Source organism: Saccharothrix sp. DSM 118769 (assembly GCF_052936295.1).
The window spans coordinates 9,451,648-9,466,486 of record NZ_CP193627.1 but is presented as its reverse complement, the minus strand read 5'-3'; the positions used below and the strand labels follow the sequence as shown (position 1 = coordinate 9,466,486).

Annotated in this window: 12 protein-coding genes; 7 read left to right on the top strand and 5 right to left on the bottom strand. The window is 74.3% G+C overall.

Features of this window, described 5'->3' with window-relative positions; translation table 11 throughout:
• Nucleotides 1-41: 41 nt before the first annotated feature.
• Entirely contained in the window at nt 42-887 is an 846-nt protein-coding gene (locus ACRAKJ_RS40705; protein ID WP_438926037.1) for an aldo/keto reductase, read from the bottom strand.
• Nucleotides 888-1,017: 130 nt separating this feature from the next.
• Between ACRAKJ_RS40705 and ACRAKJ_RS40700 the strand changes: the two genes are divergently transcribed.
• Nucleotides 1,018-1,914, top strand: a complete 897-nt coding sequence (locus ACRAKJ_RS40700; protein ID WP_438926038.1) for a LysR substrate-binding domain-containing protein — start codon at nt 1,018-1,020, stop codon at nt 1,912-1,914.
• Here the strand turns inward: ACRAKJ_RS40700 and ACRAKJ_RS40695 are convergent.
• Together ACRAKJ_RS40695 and ACRAKJ_RS40690 are read right to left on the bottom strand one after the other, a co-directional pair.
• Nucleotides 1,861-2,850, bottom strand: coding sequence for a pentapeptide repeat-containing protein (locus tag ACRAKJ_RS40695; RefSeq protein WP_438926039.1), 990 nt, complete (start codon nt 2,848-2,850; stop codon nt 1,861-1,863). The two genes, ACRAKJ_RS40700 and ACRAKJ_RS40695, sit on opposite strands and share 54 nt — an antisense overlap.
• Nucleotides 2,851-2,852: 2 nt before the next feature.
• Complete coding sequence (locus tag ACRAKJ_RS40690; protein ID WP_438926040.1) at nt 2,853-3,962, bottom strand: pentapeptide repeat-containing protein; 1,110 nt, start codon at nt 3,960-3,962, stop codon at nt 2,853-2,855.
• Nucleotides 3,963-4,117: 155 nt separating this feature from the next.
• Here ACRAKJ_RS40690 and ACRAKJ_RS40685 point away from each other — a divergent pair, with 155 nt between their 5' ends.
• On the top strand, nt 4,118-4,930 hold the full coding sequence (locus ACRAKJ_RS40685; protein ID WP_438926048.1) for an SAM-dependent methyltransferase: 813 nt from the start codon (nt 4,118-4,120) through the stop codon (nt 4,928-4,930).
• Nucleotides 4,931-5,075: 145 nt separating this feature from the next.
• Entirely contained in the window at nt 5,076-7,238 is a 2,163-nt protein-coding gene (locus ACRAKJ_RS40680; RefSeq protein WP_438926041.1) for an EAL domain-containing protein, read from the top strand.
• A gap of 49 nt (nt 7,239-7,287) precedes the next feature.
• On the opposite strand, the gene ACRAKJ_RS40675 is transcribed toward ACRAKJ_RS40680, so the two are convergent.
• Both ACRAKJ_RS40675 and ACRAKJ_RS40670 read right to left on the bottom strand, forming a co-directional pair.
• Nucleotides 7,288-8,310, bottom strand: a complete 1,023-nt coding sequence (locus ACRAKJ_RS40675) for an alcohol dehydrogenase catalytic domain-containing protein (RefSeq protein WP_438926042.1) — start codon at nt 8,308-8,310, stop codon at nt 7,288-7,290.
• Nucleotides 8,307-10,199 (bottom strand): glycoside hydrolase family 15 protein, encoded by a 1,893-nt coding sequence (locus tag ACRAKJ_RS40670; protein ID WP_438926043.1) that lies wholly within the window; start codon nt 10,197-10,199, stop codon nt 8,307-8,309. The genes ACRAKJ_RS40675 and ACRAKJ_RS40670 overlap by 4 nt, the downstream gene beginning before the upstream one ends.
• Nucleotides 10,200-10,256: 57 nt before the next feature.
• Between ACRAKJ_RS40670 and ACRAKJ_RS40665 the strand changes: the two genes are divergently transcribed.
• The 4 genes from ACRAKJ_RS40665 to ACRAKJ_RS40650 all read left to right on the top strand — a co-directional run bounded on the left by ACRAKJ_RS40665 (nt 10,257) and on the right by ACRAKJ_RS40650 (nt 14,822).
• A complete protein-coding gene (locus ACRAKJ_RS40665; protein WP_438926044.1) occupies nt 10,257-12,206 on the top strand; it encodes a glycoside hydrolase family 15 protein in 1,950 nt (649 codons plus the stop codon).
• A gap of 46 nt (nt 12,207-12,252) precedes the next feature.
• Nucleotides 12,253-12,876 carry a DUF3558 family protein gene (locus tag ACRAKJ_RS40660; protein ID WP_438926045.1) on the top strand — a complete coding sequence of 208 codons (624 nt, stop codon included), beginning with the start codon at nt 12,253-12,255 and terminating at the stop codon, nt 12,874-12,876.
• A gap of 107 nt (nt 12,877-12,983) precedes the next feature.
• Nucleotides 12,984-13,373 (top strand): transcriptional regulator, encoded by a 390-nt coding sequence (locus ACRAKJ_RS40655; RefSeq protein ID WP_438926046.1) that lies wholly within the window; start codon nt 12,984-12,986, stop codon nt 13,371-13,373.
• A 36-nt stretch (nt 13,374-13,409) separates the two neighbouring features.
• Nucleotides 13,410-14,822, top strand: a complete 1,413-nt coding sequence (locus ACRAKJ_RS40650) for a PPE domain-containing protein (RefSeq protein ID WP_438926047.1) — start codon at nt 13,410-13,412, stop codon at nt 14,820-14,822.
• The last annotated feature ends 17 nt before the right edge of the window (nt 14,823-14,839 follow it).

Genomic DNA, 14,839 nt, shown 5'->3' with positions numbered 1-14,839 from the left:
GATCATCGGGCCACCCGCCCCGTCCCGCATCCGGGGACCGGTCACCCGTCCAGGCGCCGCAACTCCTCCGGGGTCAGCCGGACGTGCACCGCGTCGGCCGAGTCGGCGATGCTCGCGGGCCGCGACGCGCCGGGGATCGGCACGACCTGCGGCGCCTTGGCGAGCATCCAGGCCAGGCACACCTGCTGCGGGCTCACCCCGTGCGCCTCCCCGACCTCGGCGAACGCGGCGAACCTGGTGCCGAGCTGCCCGGCCGAGCCCATGCCGCCGAGCGGGCTCCACGGCAGGAACGCGATGTCCAGCTCCGCGCACAGCTCCAGCTCCGGCTCGCTGGAGCGGAACGCGGGCGAGAACTGGTTCTGCACGCTCGCCAGCCGGCCGCCGAGCACCTCGTTCGCCTCGCGGATCTGCGCCGGGTCGAAGTTCGACACGCCCGCGAGCCTGATCTTGCCCTCGTCGAGCAGCTCGGCGAGCGCGCCCACCGACTCCGCCACCGGCACCTCCGGGTCGGGCCGGTGGAACTGGTAGAGCCCGATCGCGTCGACCCCGAGCCGGCGCAGCGACGCCTCGCACGCGGCCTTGAGGTACTCGGGCCGCCCGTCGAGCCCCCACCCGCCGTCCGGCGTGCGGGTGTGGCCGCCCTTGGTGGCGACCAGGACGCCGTCGACGCCCTTGAGGGCCTCGGCGATCAGCTCCTCGTTGTGCCCGAAGTCGGTGTGGTCGGCCGAGTACGCGTCGGCCGTGTCGATCAGGGTCACGCCCTTGTCGAGCGCGGTGCGGATGGTGTCGACCGACCGGTCGCGCTCGGGGCGGCCGGCCAGCGACATCGGCATCCCGCCCAGGCCGATGGCGCTGACCTCGACACCTCCGATACGGCGAGTCAGCATCGTGGACCTTCCTCCTGTGTCGTCACTTTGTGCGGTTCCAGCTTGGGCCGAACGCATTAAGCTGTCCAACAGAAGGACCTGATGCCATTCAGCAGCACGGGTGATGAATACACGGGCGGGTGCCGGGATCGTGGAACTGCGCCAGCTGGAGTACTTCGTGGCGGTGGCCGAGGAGTGCCACTTCACGCGCGCCGCGCGCCGGATGCACGTCGCCCAGTCGGGGCTGTCCGCGTCGATCCGCGCGCTGGAGGTGGAGCTGGGCGCGCCGCTGTTCGTGCGCAGCACCCGGCAGGTCGAGCTGACCCAGGCCGGCCGCGCCCTGCTGGTGGAGGCGCGCCGCGCGCTGGGCACGATCGACGCGGCCCGCGACGCGGTGGCCGCCGTGCAGGGCCTGCTGCGCGGCACGCTGGCCGTGGGCAGCGTGCAGTGCCTGCACGCCGTGCACCTGCCCGCCGTGCTGGCCCGGTTCCACGAGCTGCACCCCGGCGTGGAGATCCGGCTGCGCCAGGCCGGGTCGGGCGAGCTGGTCGACCTGGTCCGCGCGGGCCGGCTCGACCTCGCGTTCGCCACGCCCGGCCGGGTCGCGGCCGGTCAGGTCGGGAACGACCTGGAGGTGGCGACCCTGTCCAGCGAGCCGATGGTCCTCGCCTGCGGGCCCGGGACGGGCTTCGCGCAGCGCTCGTCCGTGCGGCTCGCCGACCTCGCGGGTCAGGCGTTCGTGGACTTCCACCCGGACTGGGGCACGCGCGACGAGGTGGACCGCGCCCTGGCCACCGCCGGGGTCGACCGGCGGGTCGCGGTCGAGGTCAACGACGTGCACTCGCTGCTCGACTTCGTCGGCTTCGGGCTGGGCGTGGCGCTGGTGCCCCGGTCGTTCGCGGGCAAGCGGACGCGCGCCAGGTTCGTCGAGGTGGTGGACGCGCCCGCCGCGGAGGTGGTCGTGGTCGCCGCGCCCGCGGTCGGCGCGGCGGCGTCAGTCCTGCTGGACATGGTCCTCAGCGCGCGCGGGCTCCCCGCCACCGGTTAGCGGCCACCCCGCCGGGTCGACCCGCAGCGCGGTGCCCGGCGACAGCGCCAGCGCGCCGACGACCTCCGGCGGCCGAGGGCCGACGTGCAGGAACACCCCGACCCGGGCGCCGGTGACGTTCAGCTCGCGGGCGAAGGAGACGTCCTGGAAGGAGAGGCCGCCGGCGAACCTCCCGTCCCGGAAGTCCACCCGCCCGAGGAACTCGCCGCCGGAGAACAGCGCGGGCTTGACCAGCTCGACCTCGCGGAACGCGGTGATGCCGTAGAACCGGGCGCGGCGGGCGACGAGCCGGCCGAACCGGCGGCCCTCCAGCCGGAAGTGCACGAGCTTCGCGCCGGTCAGGTCCAGCTGGTACGGCGTCGCGTCCGGGTCCTCACCCCACGGCAGCAGGTCGGTGATCAGGCGCTGCGCGGTCATCCGCACGGTCATCTCCCGGTCGTCGGCCTGCGGCACCTCGGCCGCCCGCCGCTCCGGGTCCCCGAAGTACGCCTGCTCGGGGTCCTCGGGCTTCTCCACCAGCGACGCGTGCTCGAACGGCTGCCGCAGGTAGGAGCACAGCACGCTGAGCACGGTCTGCTTGTAGCGCGGCGCGCTGCCCGCCAACCCGGCCAGCACGTGCATCGCCCCCACCCTGACCTGGTCGGCCTCGTTGCCCAGCAGCTCCACGGCGCGCGCGAACCGCTCGTCGGCGACCTTCTCGCTCTCCAGGGCGTGCCGGGCGCTGTCCAGCTCGTGCCGGGCCTCCTCGGTGCGGCGGCGGCGGTCGTTGAGCCACAGCGCGTACAGCGCGACGACCGCGCCGCCCGCCAGGCCGCCGGTCTTGATCGCCTCCGCCTTCGGCTGCCTCGGGTCGACCAGCAGCAGCGCGGTGGTCGTCCCCACCGTCACGACCAGCGCGGCGAGCACGCTCGCCAGCAACAACCCGCGTCCGCGCACGGTCAGCTCCTCACCAGGCCGGTGCCGTCGGGGCGGCGCTCGACCACCCAGCCGTCCGGCAGCGCGTTGCCGTGGTCCAGCGCCACGTGCATCCCGATCGTGGCCGCACCCTCCGACCCGGCCACCCGCAGGTCCACCCCGCCCAGGAACCGGGCGCCGGTGAAGTCGACCGGCCGGGTGAACACGGCGTCGGCGAACCCCGCCTCGGCGGTGAACCGGGAGTCGGCGAACTTCGTCGGCCCGAGGAACCGGGTGCGCGCGAAGTCGACCCGGTCGCGGCAGGTGAAGCGGCTGAACCACGCCTTCCCGTGGAAGGTCACGTCGTGCACGTGCAGCCTGCCCTCGCTGACCGCGTCGGTGAACCACGCGCCGGTGCGGACCACCGAGTGGTGGAACGAGTTCGACTCGGCGAGGTGGGCGGCGCGCAGGACGAGCAGGCCCACCTGGCGGTGCGAGATGTCGAAGTACTCCAGGTAGGCCCGGGTCAGGTCCAGGTCGTAGCGGCCGGCGGCCGGGTCGTCGTCGCGCGGCAGCAGGTCGGCGATCAGCCGCTGCGCGGTGAGCCGGACCTCCAGCTCCCGCCCGTCGACCGGCCCCGTCCCGACGTCGGTGGTGGCGAACGGCCGCCGCAGGTAGGCGCACAGCACGTCGAGCACGGTCTGCCGGTACTCCCCGCGGGACCGGGCCAGGCCCGCGAGGGCGTGCATCGCGCCCACCCGCACCTGCTCGGCGTCGTGCCCGAGCAGCTCGACGGACCGGGCGAACCGCTCGTCGGCGACGCGCGACCGGTCGTGCTCGGCGCGCTGGTCCTCCAGCTGCTGCCGCCGCACCTCGATCGCCTGCCGGTCCTCGTCCGTCCGCCGGCGGCGGTCGTTGAGCCACAGCGCGTACAGCGCGACGACCGCGCCGCCCGCCAGGCCGCCGGTCTTGATCGCCTCGTTCTTCGGCGCGTTCGGGTCCACGGCGAACAGCCAGCCCGCGACCAGCAGGAACGCCCCGATCGAGCCGACCAGGGTGGGGACGAGCAGGTGCTGCCCGTTGCGGTGCCGCAGGACGAGCAGCACCGCCGCGGCGGTCACCGCGACCGCACCGGCGATCCAGAGGTAGCCCACAAGGGGGACATTCTCCCCGGTGACGGGACGCGGGGTGATCCATCCGGGAGAACAGCGCAAACGAGCGGTGTGCTAACTCACCGGATTGGCCCATGATGTGTGGGTCACCGCAACGGTGGAATCGCGCGGCCGTGAGGAGAACGGGCTTGGAGAGCGTGGAGCGGCCGGACTGGGCACCGGGGGACATCGACCTGGGCCGGCCGAGCATCGCGAGGGTCTACGACTACTGGCTCGGCGGCGCGCACAACTTCGCCGTCGACCGGGCGGTGGCCGACCGGGTGCTCGCCGACGTGCCGGTGCTCAAGACCCTGATCCTCAACCACCGGTCCTTCCTGCGCCGGGCGGTGCGCCACCTGCTGTCGCGGGGCGTCCGCCAGTTCCTCGACCTGGGCTCCGGCATCCCGACCGTGGGCAACGTGCACGAGATCGCGCAGGCCGTCGACCCGTCCGCGCGGGTGGTCTACGTCGACCGGGACCCGGTCGCGGTGGCGCACAGCCGGGCCATCCTCACCGGCAACCCGCTGGTCAACGTCCTCCAGACCGACATGCGGGACGTCGACGCCGTCGTGCGCTCCCCCGAGGTGCGCGGGCTGCTGGACTTCGGCCGGCCCATCGGCGTGCTCATGGTCGCCCTGCTGCACTTCGTGCCGGACGACGAGGACCCGCGCGGGATCGTCGCCGCGTACCGGGACGCCGTCCCGCCCGGCAGCTTCCTGGTCCTCTCGCACGCGGGCTACGAGGAGGGCGAGTGGGACCCGGTGTGGAACGACGCCAAGAACACCTACGACCGCGGCGTCAGCGAGATGACCTACCGCCCGAAGCGGGAGGTGGAGGCGCTGTTCACGGGGTTCGAGCTGGTGCCGCCCGGCGTGGCGCGGCTGCCGCTGTGGCACCCGGAGTCGCCTGACGACGTGGACGAGGGCGCCGCGCACTTCCTCGGCTTCGGCGCGGTGGGGCGGAAACCCTGATGGGCGGGACCCGGGCGGGACTGACCACGTCGCGCGTGACCCGGCCGGGTGATGCGCCGTCGGGTGAAGGCGCACCCGGCCGAGTTGTCGACTCCGTCCGGCGGGCGGCCGTATCCTCTGCGGGTGTGGCGGTAGGCCGGCGGACATGACGGAACAGGTTGACCATCGGGTGGCAGCACCGGGCCGATCGAACCTCGACCCCGCCGTACTGGCCGGGGCGGAGTCGTTCGCGCGGACCTGGGCCACGGCGGTCATCGGCAGCAGCTACGTCCCGATGACCCGGACCGAGGTCGCCGAGCACCTCCAGGCGCTGACCGAGGTGCTGGTGCACGCGCTGCACGCGAGCCCGTTCCGCACCGCGCCCGGCTACGAGATCGGCGCGCGCCTGGTCGAGGCGCACTTCACCGGCACCGACACGCTGGGCCGCACCGTCCAGCTGCTCGGCGACGACCTGCTGACCGAGCTGGGCATCGCGCCCGACGAGCTGGTGCGCTCCCGCCTCGCCGCGCTCCAGGGCGCGCTGGCCGCCGGGTACGCCCGGGCGCTGCGCGAGCGCACCCTCGCCGAGCAGGAGGCGATCCGCGCCGCCGTGCTGGACGCCCGCGACCAGGCCGAGGCGGCGCTGCGCGCGTCCGAGGCCCGGTTCCGCGCGATGTTCACCGAGGCCGCCATCGGCATCGGCATCGCCGACATCGAGGGCCGCATCCTCGACGTCAACCAGGCGTTGCAGGACATGCTGGGCTTCAGCGTCGAGGAGATGCGGCAGTACAACATCCGCGACCTGATGCACCCGGAGGACGGCGGCAGCGTCTGGCGGCTCTACGACCAGCTCACCGCGGGCGAGTGCGACCACTACCGGGCCGAGAAGCGGTTCCGCCGCGCCGACGGCGAGCAGGTGTGGACGCACCTGACGCTGTCGCTGGTGCGCGACGACCACGGCGACCCGCAGTACCAGGTGGCGATGATCGAGGACGTCACCGACCGCCACCTGCTCCAGAACCGGCTGCGCCACCAGGCCCTGCACGACCACCTGACGAGCCTGCCCAACCGGGCGCTGTTCCTGGAGCGGCTGGTCCGGGTGTTCAACAACCGCGCCCGGCAGCGCGCCGGCCTGTGCTACCTGGACCTCGACGGGTTCAAGGTGATCAACGACAGCCTGGGCCACGACATCGGCGACCAGCTCCTGGTCGAGGTCGGCCGGCGGCTCCGCGACGCGGTGTCCGGCGAGGGCAAGCTGGTCGCCCGGATGGGCGGCGACGAGTTCGTGATCCTGGTGGAGGGCTCCCGGGACACCCAGGACATCGTCAGCGTCGCGGACCGCGTGCTGCGCGAGCTGGAGTCCCCGATCCGCATCGGCGGCCACGAGCTGACCGTGTCCGCGTCGATCGGCATCGTGGAGCGCGCCCTGGCCGGCACCACCCCGGCCGACCTGATGCGCGACGCCGACATCACGCTGTACTGGGCGAAGGCCGACGGCAAGTCGCGCTGGGCGCTGTACGACCCGGAGCGCAACGCCAAGGAGGTCGCCCGCTTCACGCTGTCCGCGACCATGCCCGCCGCCCTGGAGCGCGACGAGTTCTACGTCGACTACCAGCCCCTGGTGCGGCTGGAGGACGGCGTCGTGGTCGGCGTCGAGGCGCTGGTGCGCTGGCAGCACCCCGAGTTCGGCCGGCTCGCGCCCGACCGGTTCATCGAGCTGGCCGAGGAGACCGGCCTCATCGTCCCGCTGGGCCGCTGGGTGCTGCGCAAGGCGTGCGAGCAGGCCCGCCGCTGGCTGGACGAGTTCGGCGAGGACGCGCCGTTCGTGTCGGTGAACCTGGCCGTGCGCCAGTCCCGCGACCCCGAGCTGGTGCGGGACGTCAAGCGCATCCTCGACGAGTGCGCCCTGCCGCCGCACCACCTCCAGCTGGAGCTGACCGAGAGCGCGATCATGGGCACCGCCGACGAGCCGCTGGAGGCGCTGCGCGTCCTGTCGGACATGGGCGTGCGCATCGCCATCGACGACTTCGGCACCGGCTACTCCAACCTCGCCTACCTCAAGCACCTGCCCGTGCACGAGCTGAAGATCGCCGGCTCGTTCATGGAGGGCCTGCGCGCGGCCGACGAGGAGGACGCCGTGGACGCGCAGATCGTCTCCACCCTCGTCCAGCTGGCGCACGCGCTCCAGCTGGGCGTCACCGCGGAGGGCGTGGAGACGCCGGCGCAGGCCAAGCGCCTGCACCGCATCGGCTGCGACACCGGCCAGGGCTGGTTCTTCGCCAAGCCCATGCGGCCGGAGTCGATCGACGAGCTGCTGCGGCGCGGCTAGCCGGCGGGGTCAGGTCCGGCCGGGTCCGGCCGGGTCAGGCCGGAGCAGGTCAGGTCAGGTCCACGACCACCTTCACGTCGTCCTCGCCCTTCTCGAACGCCTCGGTGAACCGCTCCAGCGGCACGCGCCGGGTGATCAGGCCGTTCAGCCACGCCGCCGGCGCGTCGGCCAGCGCGTCCGCCGCGGCCCGGTAGTCGGCCAGGCCCGCGTTGACGGTGCCGAGCAGCACCTTGTTGCCCAGCACGACCTCGTCGAACACGTGCGGGTCCAGCGGCACGGGGTCGTGCTCGCCCGCGATGCCCGCGAGCACCGTCACCGAGGCGCGGCGGGCGCAGTCCCAGACCAGCGGCGCGACGCCGGTGCACTCGATCGCCACGTCGACGTCCGCCGGGAGCCGGTCCGCGCCTCGGTGGTAGGTGGCGCCCAGGGCGGTGACCAGGTCGGGCTTGCGGCCGTCGGCGACGCGGTCCACCACGTGCACGTCGAGCCCCCGCTGCACGCCGAGCAGCGCCGCGAGCAGCCCGATCGGGCCCGCGCCGGTGATCAGCGCGGTCCGGACGGGCAGGTGGGTGCGCTCGGCCGCGTCCTCCGCCCGCGCCCACGCCTTGGCCACCACGGACGCCGGTTCGGTGAGCACGCCCGCGTCGCCCAGCGCCGGGTCGAGCCTGATCGCGAACCCCGGCGGCACGGTCCAGCGCTGCGCGCCGTAGCCGTCCAGCTCCTTGATGCCGCGCTCGGTGTAGCGGCCGTTGCGGCAGAAGTCCCACGCGCCCACCGCGCACGCCGGGCACGGCTCCGGGTCGGGCCGGCGCACCACGCCCGCCACCAGGTCACCGGGCGCGAAGTCCGCCGTGGGGCTGGAGATCACCCGTCCGAGGGATTCGTGGAACGGCACCACCCGGTCCCGGCCGGGCGGCGGCGTGCCGAACCCGTCGCGGACGATCTCCACGTCCGTGCCGCACACGCCGGCCAGCAGGCCCTCGACGAGCAGCTCGTCACCGGCCGCGGGGTCCGGCCGGTCGACGACGCGCGACGCGCCCGGCTCGCCGGGCACCACCTCCGCGGCCCTCACGCGGCACCGCCGCGGTGACGCTCCTCGCGGGTGTGCCCGCCGAACAGCACCGCCGCGCTGTTGACCAGCGCCAGGTGGCTGAACGCCTGCGGGAAGTTCCCGGTCATCCGCCCCGGCGGGCCGTGCCGGTCCCCGGCCGCGTCCCCCGCCGGGCCATGATCATCCACGAGGTACTCCTCGGCCAGCAGCCCCACGTCGTTCACCAACCCCACCAACCGGTCGAACATCGCCCGCGCCTCCTCGTGCCGCCCCGCCAGCGCGAGCGCGTCGACGTACCAGAACGAGCACGCCAGGAAGCTTCCCTCGACACCCGCCAACCCGTCCACTTCGGACTCCCCCGGTCCGGTCTGGTAGCGCTCCACGAGGTCGCCGCGCTTGAGCACCCGGGCCACCGCGTCGAGCGTGCCGAGCACGCGCGGGTCGTCGCCGGGCAGGAACCCGACGGCGGGCACCAGCAGCGTCGCCGCGTCCAGCTCCGTGCCGCCGTAGTACTGGGTGAACGAGTTCAGCGAGGCGTTCCAGCCCTTGGCCAGCACCTCGGCGTGCACCTCGTCGCGCAGCTCCCGCCACCGGTCCACCGGACCCGGCAGGCCGAACTCCTCGACCGCCCGCACGGCCCGGTCGAACGCCACCCACAGCATCACCCGCGAGTGGGTGAAGTGCCGGTCCGGCCCGCGCACCTCCCACAGCCCCTTGTCGGGCCGCTGCCACACCGTCTCCAGGTGCCGCATCATGCCGCGCTGCATCGCCCACGAGTCCGGCGTCTCGCCCAGCCCGCGCTCCCGCGCCAGGTGCAGGGCGTCCATGACCTCGCCGTACACGTCCAGCTGGAGCTGCCGGTAGGCGGCGTTGCCGACCCGCACCGGGCGTGCGCCCCGGTACCCGGGCAGCCAGTCGACCTCCCACTCCACGAGGTGCCGCTCGCCGCCGATGCCGTACATGATCTGGAGGTCGGCCGGGTCGCCCGCCACGGCCCGCAGCAGCCACTTCCGCCACGCCAGCGCCTCGTCGGTGCAGCCGAAGTTGTCCAGCGCGAGCAGCGTGAACGTCGCGTCGCGCAGCCAGCAGTACCGGTAGTCCCAGTTCCGCCCGCCGCCCGGCGTCTCCGGCAGCGACGTGGTGGGCGCGGCCACGATCCCGCCGGTCGGCGCGTACGACAGGCCCTTGAGGGTGATCAGCGACCGCCGCACGACGTCGGCGTGCGGCCCGTCGTAGGTGATGCGCGAGGACCAGTCCAGCCAGAACGCCTCGGACCGCGCGACCTCGCCGAGCGGGTCCACCGGCGCGGGCGGCTCGTCGGGAGAGTGCGCGAACTCCATCACCCACGACAGCCGCTCGCCGGCGGAGACGGTGAACACCGCCTCGTGCGCCCGCGCGCCCGGCACCCGGTACGGCAGGCGGTCGCCGTACAGCGCCACCGCCGACGGCCCGGCGACGGCGACGACGCACTCCTGCCCGTCGCGCTCGCCGCGCCGCACCCACGGCACCGAGTCGGCGTAGGCGAACCGCAGCACCCACCGCAGCCGCACCTCGACCTGCCCGGACACGCCCTCCAGCACGCGCACGACGCGCGTGTCGGCGTCCCAGTGGTCCTGCTCGGGCGGCATGGTGTCGATCAGCCGCACCACGCCGTCGTCCGTCTCGAACACGGTCTCCAGCACGAGGCTGCCGTCGCGGTACGCCCGCGTCGCCGACCGGACCTCCCCGGTCGGCGCGATCCGCCAGTGGCCGTCGTCCTCGGTGCCCAGCAGCCGCGAGAAGCACGACGGCGAGTCGAACCGCGGCATGCACAACCAGTCGATCGACCCGTCGCGCCCCACGAGCGCCGCCGTCCGCAGGTCCGACAGCAGCGCGTAGTCCTCGATCAACCCCGGTCCGGTGTCCGTCACGCCGCCGAGGTTACGGTCACCCGTTTGAGCGCGCTCGGCGCTGCGCACCCCCGGGGCATGACCCCGTTAGTCGCGGCGCTGCTGGCGAGCGCGCTCACCGTCCCCGGACCACCTCCCGCCGTCCCCGGACCACCGGCCACCTACGCGCCCGCCGACAAGCTGGGCTTCGGCACGGCCCGGCAGGCGGAGAGCCCGGTGTGGTTCACCCTCGGCCGCACCGGCCTCACCGAGGTCTTCCACCCGGACCTGAGCACGCCGGCGACGCGCGACCTGAAGCTCGTGGTCGACGGCCGCGAGGCGGCGGACCCGCGCACCGAGCAGGTGGGCAGGCTGCGGTTCCGCCAGGTGTTCCGCGGCGAGGGCTGGCGGGCGTCGTTCACCTGGACCACCGACCCGGGCCGGGCCGCGGTGCTCGCGGACGTGGAGCTGCACGCCGACCGGCCCGTCACCGCGCAGGTCGTGCTCGACCCGAACCTGTCCCGCGACGGCGACGACGACTCGGCCGTGGACCGGCCCGACGCGCTGGTCGCCCGGGACGCCCGGTCCGCGAGCGCCCTGGTCGCAGACGAGGGCATCACCCCGCGCGGGTCCACCACCGGCAACGTCGTCCAGACCGGCGACCTGCGCGTGGACGGCGTCCACGACCGCCGCACCACGCTGTCCCTCGGCCTCGGCGCCACCCCGGAGGAGGCGCTGAGCACCGCCCGCACCTCGCTGGCCGAGGGCTTCGCCCGGCACGCCCGCGGCTACGACCGGGGCTGGGAGGACCACCTCCGGTCCCTGGCCCGGCCGCGGTCCGCCGACCGCGCGCTCTACGAGACGTCGGTGCTCGTGCTCGCCGCCACCGAGGACAAGCGCAACCCCGGCGCGTTCGTCGCCGCGCCCGGCTTCCCGTGGGCGTTCGGCTTCGACCGGGAGATCGCCCCCGAGTTCGGCTCCTACGCGCTGGTCTGGCCGCGCGACCAGTACCAGGTGGCCAGTGCCCTGCTCGCCGCCGGCGACCGCGCCGCCGCCGACCGCGCCCTCGACTTCATGCTGGAGGTCCAGCAGCAGCCCGACGGCCACCTGCCGCAGAACACCCGCGTCACCGGCGAGCCGTACTGGACCAACGTCCAGCAGGACGAGCAGGCCGCGCCGATGCTGCTGGCCCACCTGCTGGGCCGCACCGACCGGTCCACGCTGGACGGCCTGGTCGCGGCGGCGGAGTTCATGGTGTCCCAACCGGACGCGCCGTTCACCCAGCAGGAGCGGTGGGAGAACCAGAGCGGCTACTCGCCCGGCACGATCGCCGCCGAGATCGCCGGCCTGGTGTGCCTGGCCGACCTGCTCGGCCGGGTGGGCGACCCGCGTGCCGCGAGGTACCTCGGCATCGCCGACGAGTGGGAGCGCCGCGTCGAGGGGTGGACGGTGACGCGCACCGGCCCGTTCTCCGCGAAGCCCTACTACCTGCGGCTCACCAAGGACGGCCGGCCCGACGCGGGCACCACCTACAACCCCGGCGACAACCACCCCGTCGAGATCGACCAGCGCGCCGCCGTGGACCCGAGCTTCCTCGAACTGGTGCGCCTCGGCGTCCGCCCGGCCGACGACCCGGTGGTCCGCGACACCGTGCGCGTCGTGGACGAGCAGCTCAAGGAAGGCCGCTTCTGGCACCGCTACAACGGCGACGGGTACGGCGAGCGCGCCGACGGCGGCCCCTGGAACATCTACGAGGACGGCACCCGCACGTACGGCCGCACGTGGCCGATCTTCGCGGGGGAGCGCGGCGAGTACGAGCTGCTGGCGGGCGACCGCCGCGCGGCCCGGGGCCGCCTCGCCGACATGGCCACCGCCGCCAACGCGGGCGGGATGCTGCCCGAGCAGGTGTGGCGCGGGCGCGGCACGACGTCCGCTACCCCGCTGGGCTGGGCGCACGCCCAGTACGTGCGGCTGGCGTGGTCGATCGACGCGGGCGCGCCGGTCGAGCGGCCGGCCGTCGTGGCGTGCCGCTACACCGGTTGCCGGTGACGCCGAACGGCCCTTGCGGGTGAGGCCGATCCGCTACGTTCGGCCCATGCGCCGTGCCGTGCCGCTCCTCGCCGCCCTGGCCCTGCTCGCGGGTTGTTCCGAGACGACGGGCGGGTCCGGGACCGCCGCCGGCGGCCCCACCGCGGGCGGCTCGACCACGGGTGGCTCGACCACGGGTGGCCCGACCGCGGGTGGCTCGACCGCGCCCGCGTCGTCGTCGGCCGCGGAGCCCGTCGACCGGCCCGAGTCGGTCGACGTCGGGAAGTCCGACCCGTGCGCGCTCCTCACCGAGGCGCAGCGCGCGCAGCTCGGCCTCGACCGGCCGCCGCTGGCGGGCACGTCCAGCGTCTACCGGTCGCCGACGTGCGACTTCTCCCGCGAGGACCGCGCGTACGGCGTGCGGATCACCACCGTCACCACCACCGGCATCGCCTGGTACACCGACGGCAGCTTCGACGTGGAGGCGGAGGAGGTCCGGGTCGCGGGCTTCCCGGCCGTGCTCGGCCGCAACTCGGGCGACCGGCAGACCTGCTTCCTGGGCGTGGACGTCTCGGCCGGGCAGATGCTCGACGTGCAGGTGGCGAGCTTCGAGGGCACCCCCCAGGACGAGCTGTGCGGGCTCGCGCCGAAGGTCGCCGAAGCCGCCGTCGGGACCCTCGTGAACGGGTAGAACTACTCCCTTCGGACGTGGAACCGCCCACCTCCGCCGCGCATCAGAGCTAGAGTCGTCCCACTTGCGCACGGTGGGGTGTGCGCACGTACTGAGGAGGGTGAGTCGTGTTCATCGCGGATGGTGGTGGCGGGGGGTCGACGCAGTCGCTCCCGGACTACAGCGGGACGCAGCAGAAGCTGAGCATCCAGCCCTCGGCGATCCCCGAGGCCCGCAAGGTCTTCACCGATGCCCTGGACCGCCTCGAAGCGCAGCTGCGGGACGCCAAGCCCGCGCTGCACGCCCGGCGCTGGGCGGGTGACCCGGTGAGCCGGGAGACCGCGGAGAAGTTCAACCAGGACACCTTCGAGGCGGGTGACTCGGCCGCCCTGACCGCGATCCTCGCCTACCGCGACCAGCTCCAGGGCGTCGTGGAGCAGCTGACCGCGATCGAGGCCGACTACCGCCGCGTCGAGGGCGACAACACCGCGTCCTGGGGACGCGTCGAGAACCAGTGAACACCATGACCGACGCACCCCGGGAAGGCGAGCACGATGGGTGACCACCGCTGGCGCGGATACGCGCACCCCGAGCTGTACGACATGATCAACTCAGGTCCCGGCGTCGCCGCCTCCCGTCCGATCGAGGACAAGTGGAAGGCGCTTTCCGAGGCGTTGGGCGAGATCGACACCTCGATCCACCAGGGCCTGGAGAGGCTCGGCGCGAGCTGGGAGGGTTCCAGCGCCACCGAGACCCGGGCCGCCCTGTCGCCGCTGGGCGAGTGGGCGACCGACGCGCAGCGCGGCTCCGACGTCATGAAGACGTCCGCGCAGCTCCAGGGCGAGTACATCGCGGACGCCCGCAAGGAGATGCCGGAACCCGTCCCGGTGACCACCGAGGCGCCGTCCACCGGGGACAAGGTCCTCGGCGCGCTGGCCGGTCCGTTCGGGATGATGCACGTCATCCAGCAGCAGGAAGACCACGAGCGGCAGGAAGCGGCGCAGGACAACGCCGAGGCCAAGGCCGTCGAGGTGATGAACAACTACCAGTCCAGCAGCGAGTGGAACAGCAGCACGCTGGGCGAGTTCGTGCCGCCGCCGAAGGTCGTCGTCGACACGCCGCCGCCGGCCGGGGTGGGCCAGTTCAACAGCACCAGCGCGGGCTACACCAGCACGCCGACGTGGACGCCCCCCGGTGAGGGCGGCACCACGCACGCGTCGTGGGCGCCGCCGTCGACCGGCACGCAGGTCGCGCCGGTCACCCAGGTCCCGGGTCAGCCGCCCACGGGCGGCACCACGAACCCGTCCTGGGCGACGCCGCCCCCCACCCCGACGCCCCCGCCGTCGCTGCCGCCCCCGCCGCCGCCGGGCGTGAAGCCGCCCGTCGTCGGCCCGTTCCCGCCCGGCTGGACCCCGCCGAGGCCCCCGGGCGGCGGCCTCCCGCTCCCGCCCAGGGGACCCGGTCTCCCCGGCGGTCCCGGCGTCAAGCCCGGCCTGCCGCCCACGGGCGGTCGTCCCGGCCTGCCCGGTCCCGGTGTGCCCGGTGGTCCTGGTGGCCCCGGTGGTCAGCGCCCCGGCGTGCCGACCGGCCCCGGCCAGTTCCGCGGGATGCCCGGCGGTCCCGGTGGGATGCCCGGCGGTGTGCCCGGTGGCCCGGGCGGTCCCGGCGGCTTCGGCCCCGGCGGTCCCCACGCGGCCGGACGTCCCGGCGGTCCCGGCATGCCCGGCCCCGGCGGCTTCGGCCCCGGTGGTCCCGGCGGCCCGGCCGGCGGTCGCCCCGGCGCGCCCGGTGCTCCCGGCGCGGCCGGTCGCGGTCCCGGTGCGGGCGGCGGCGTGGCCGGCGGTCAGGGCGCCAACGGCGAGGACGACATCGAGCACAAGGCGGCCGACTACCTGGTCGAGACGAACGACGTGTTCGGCGACGACCGGCTCGTCGCACCGCCCGTGATCGGGGAAGTGCAGCAGTAGCGTGGTGGTGGTGCACG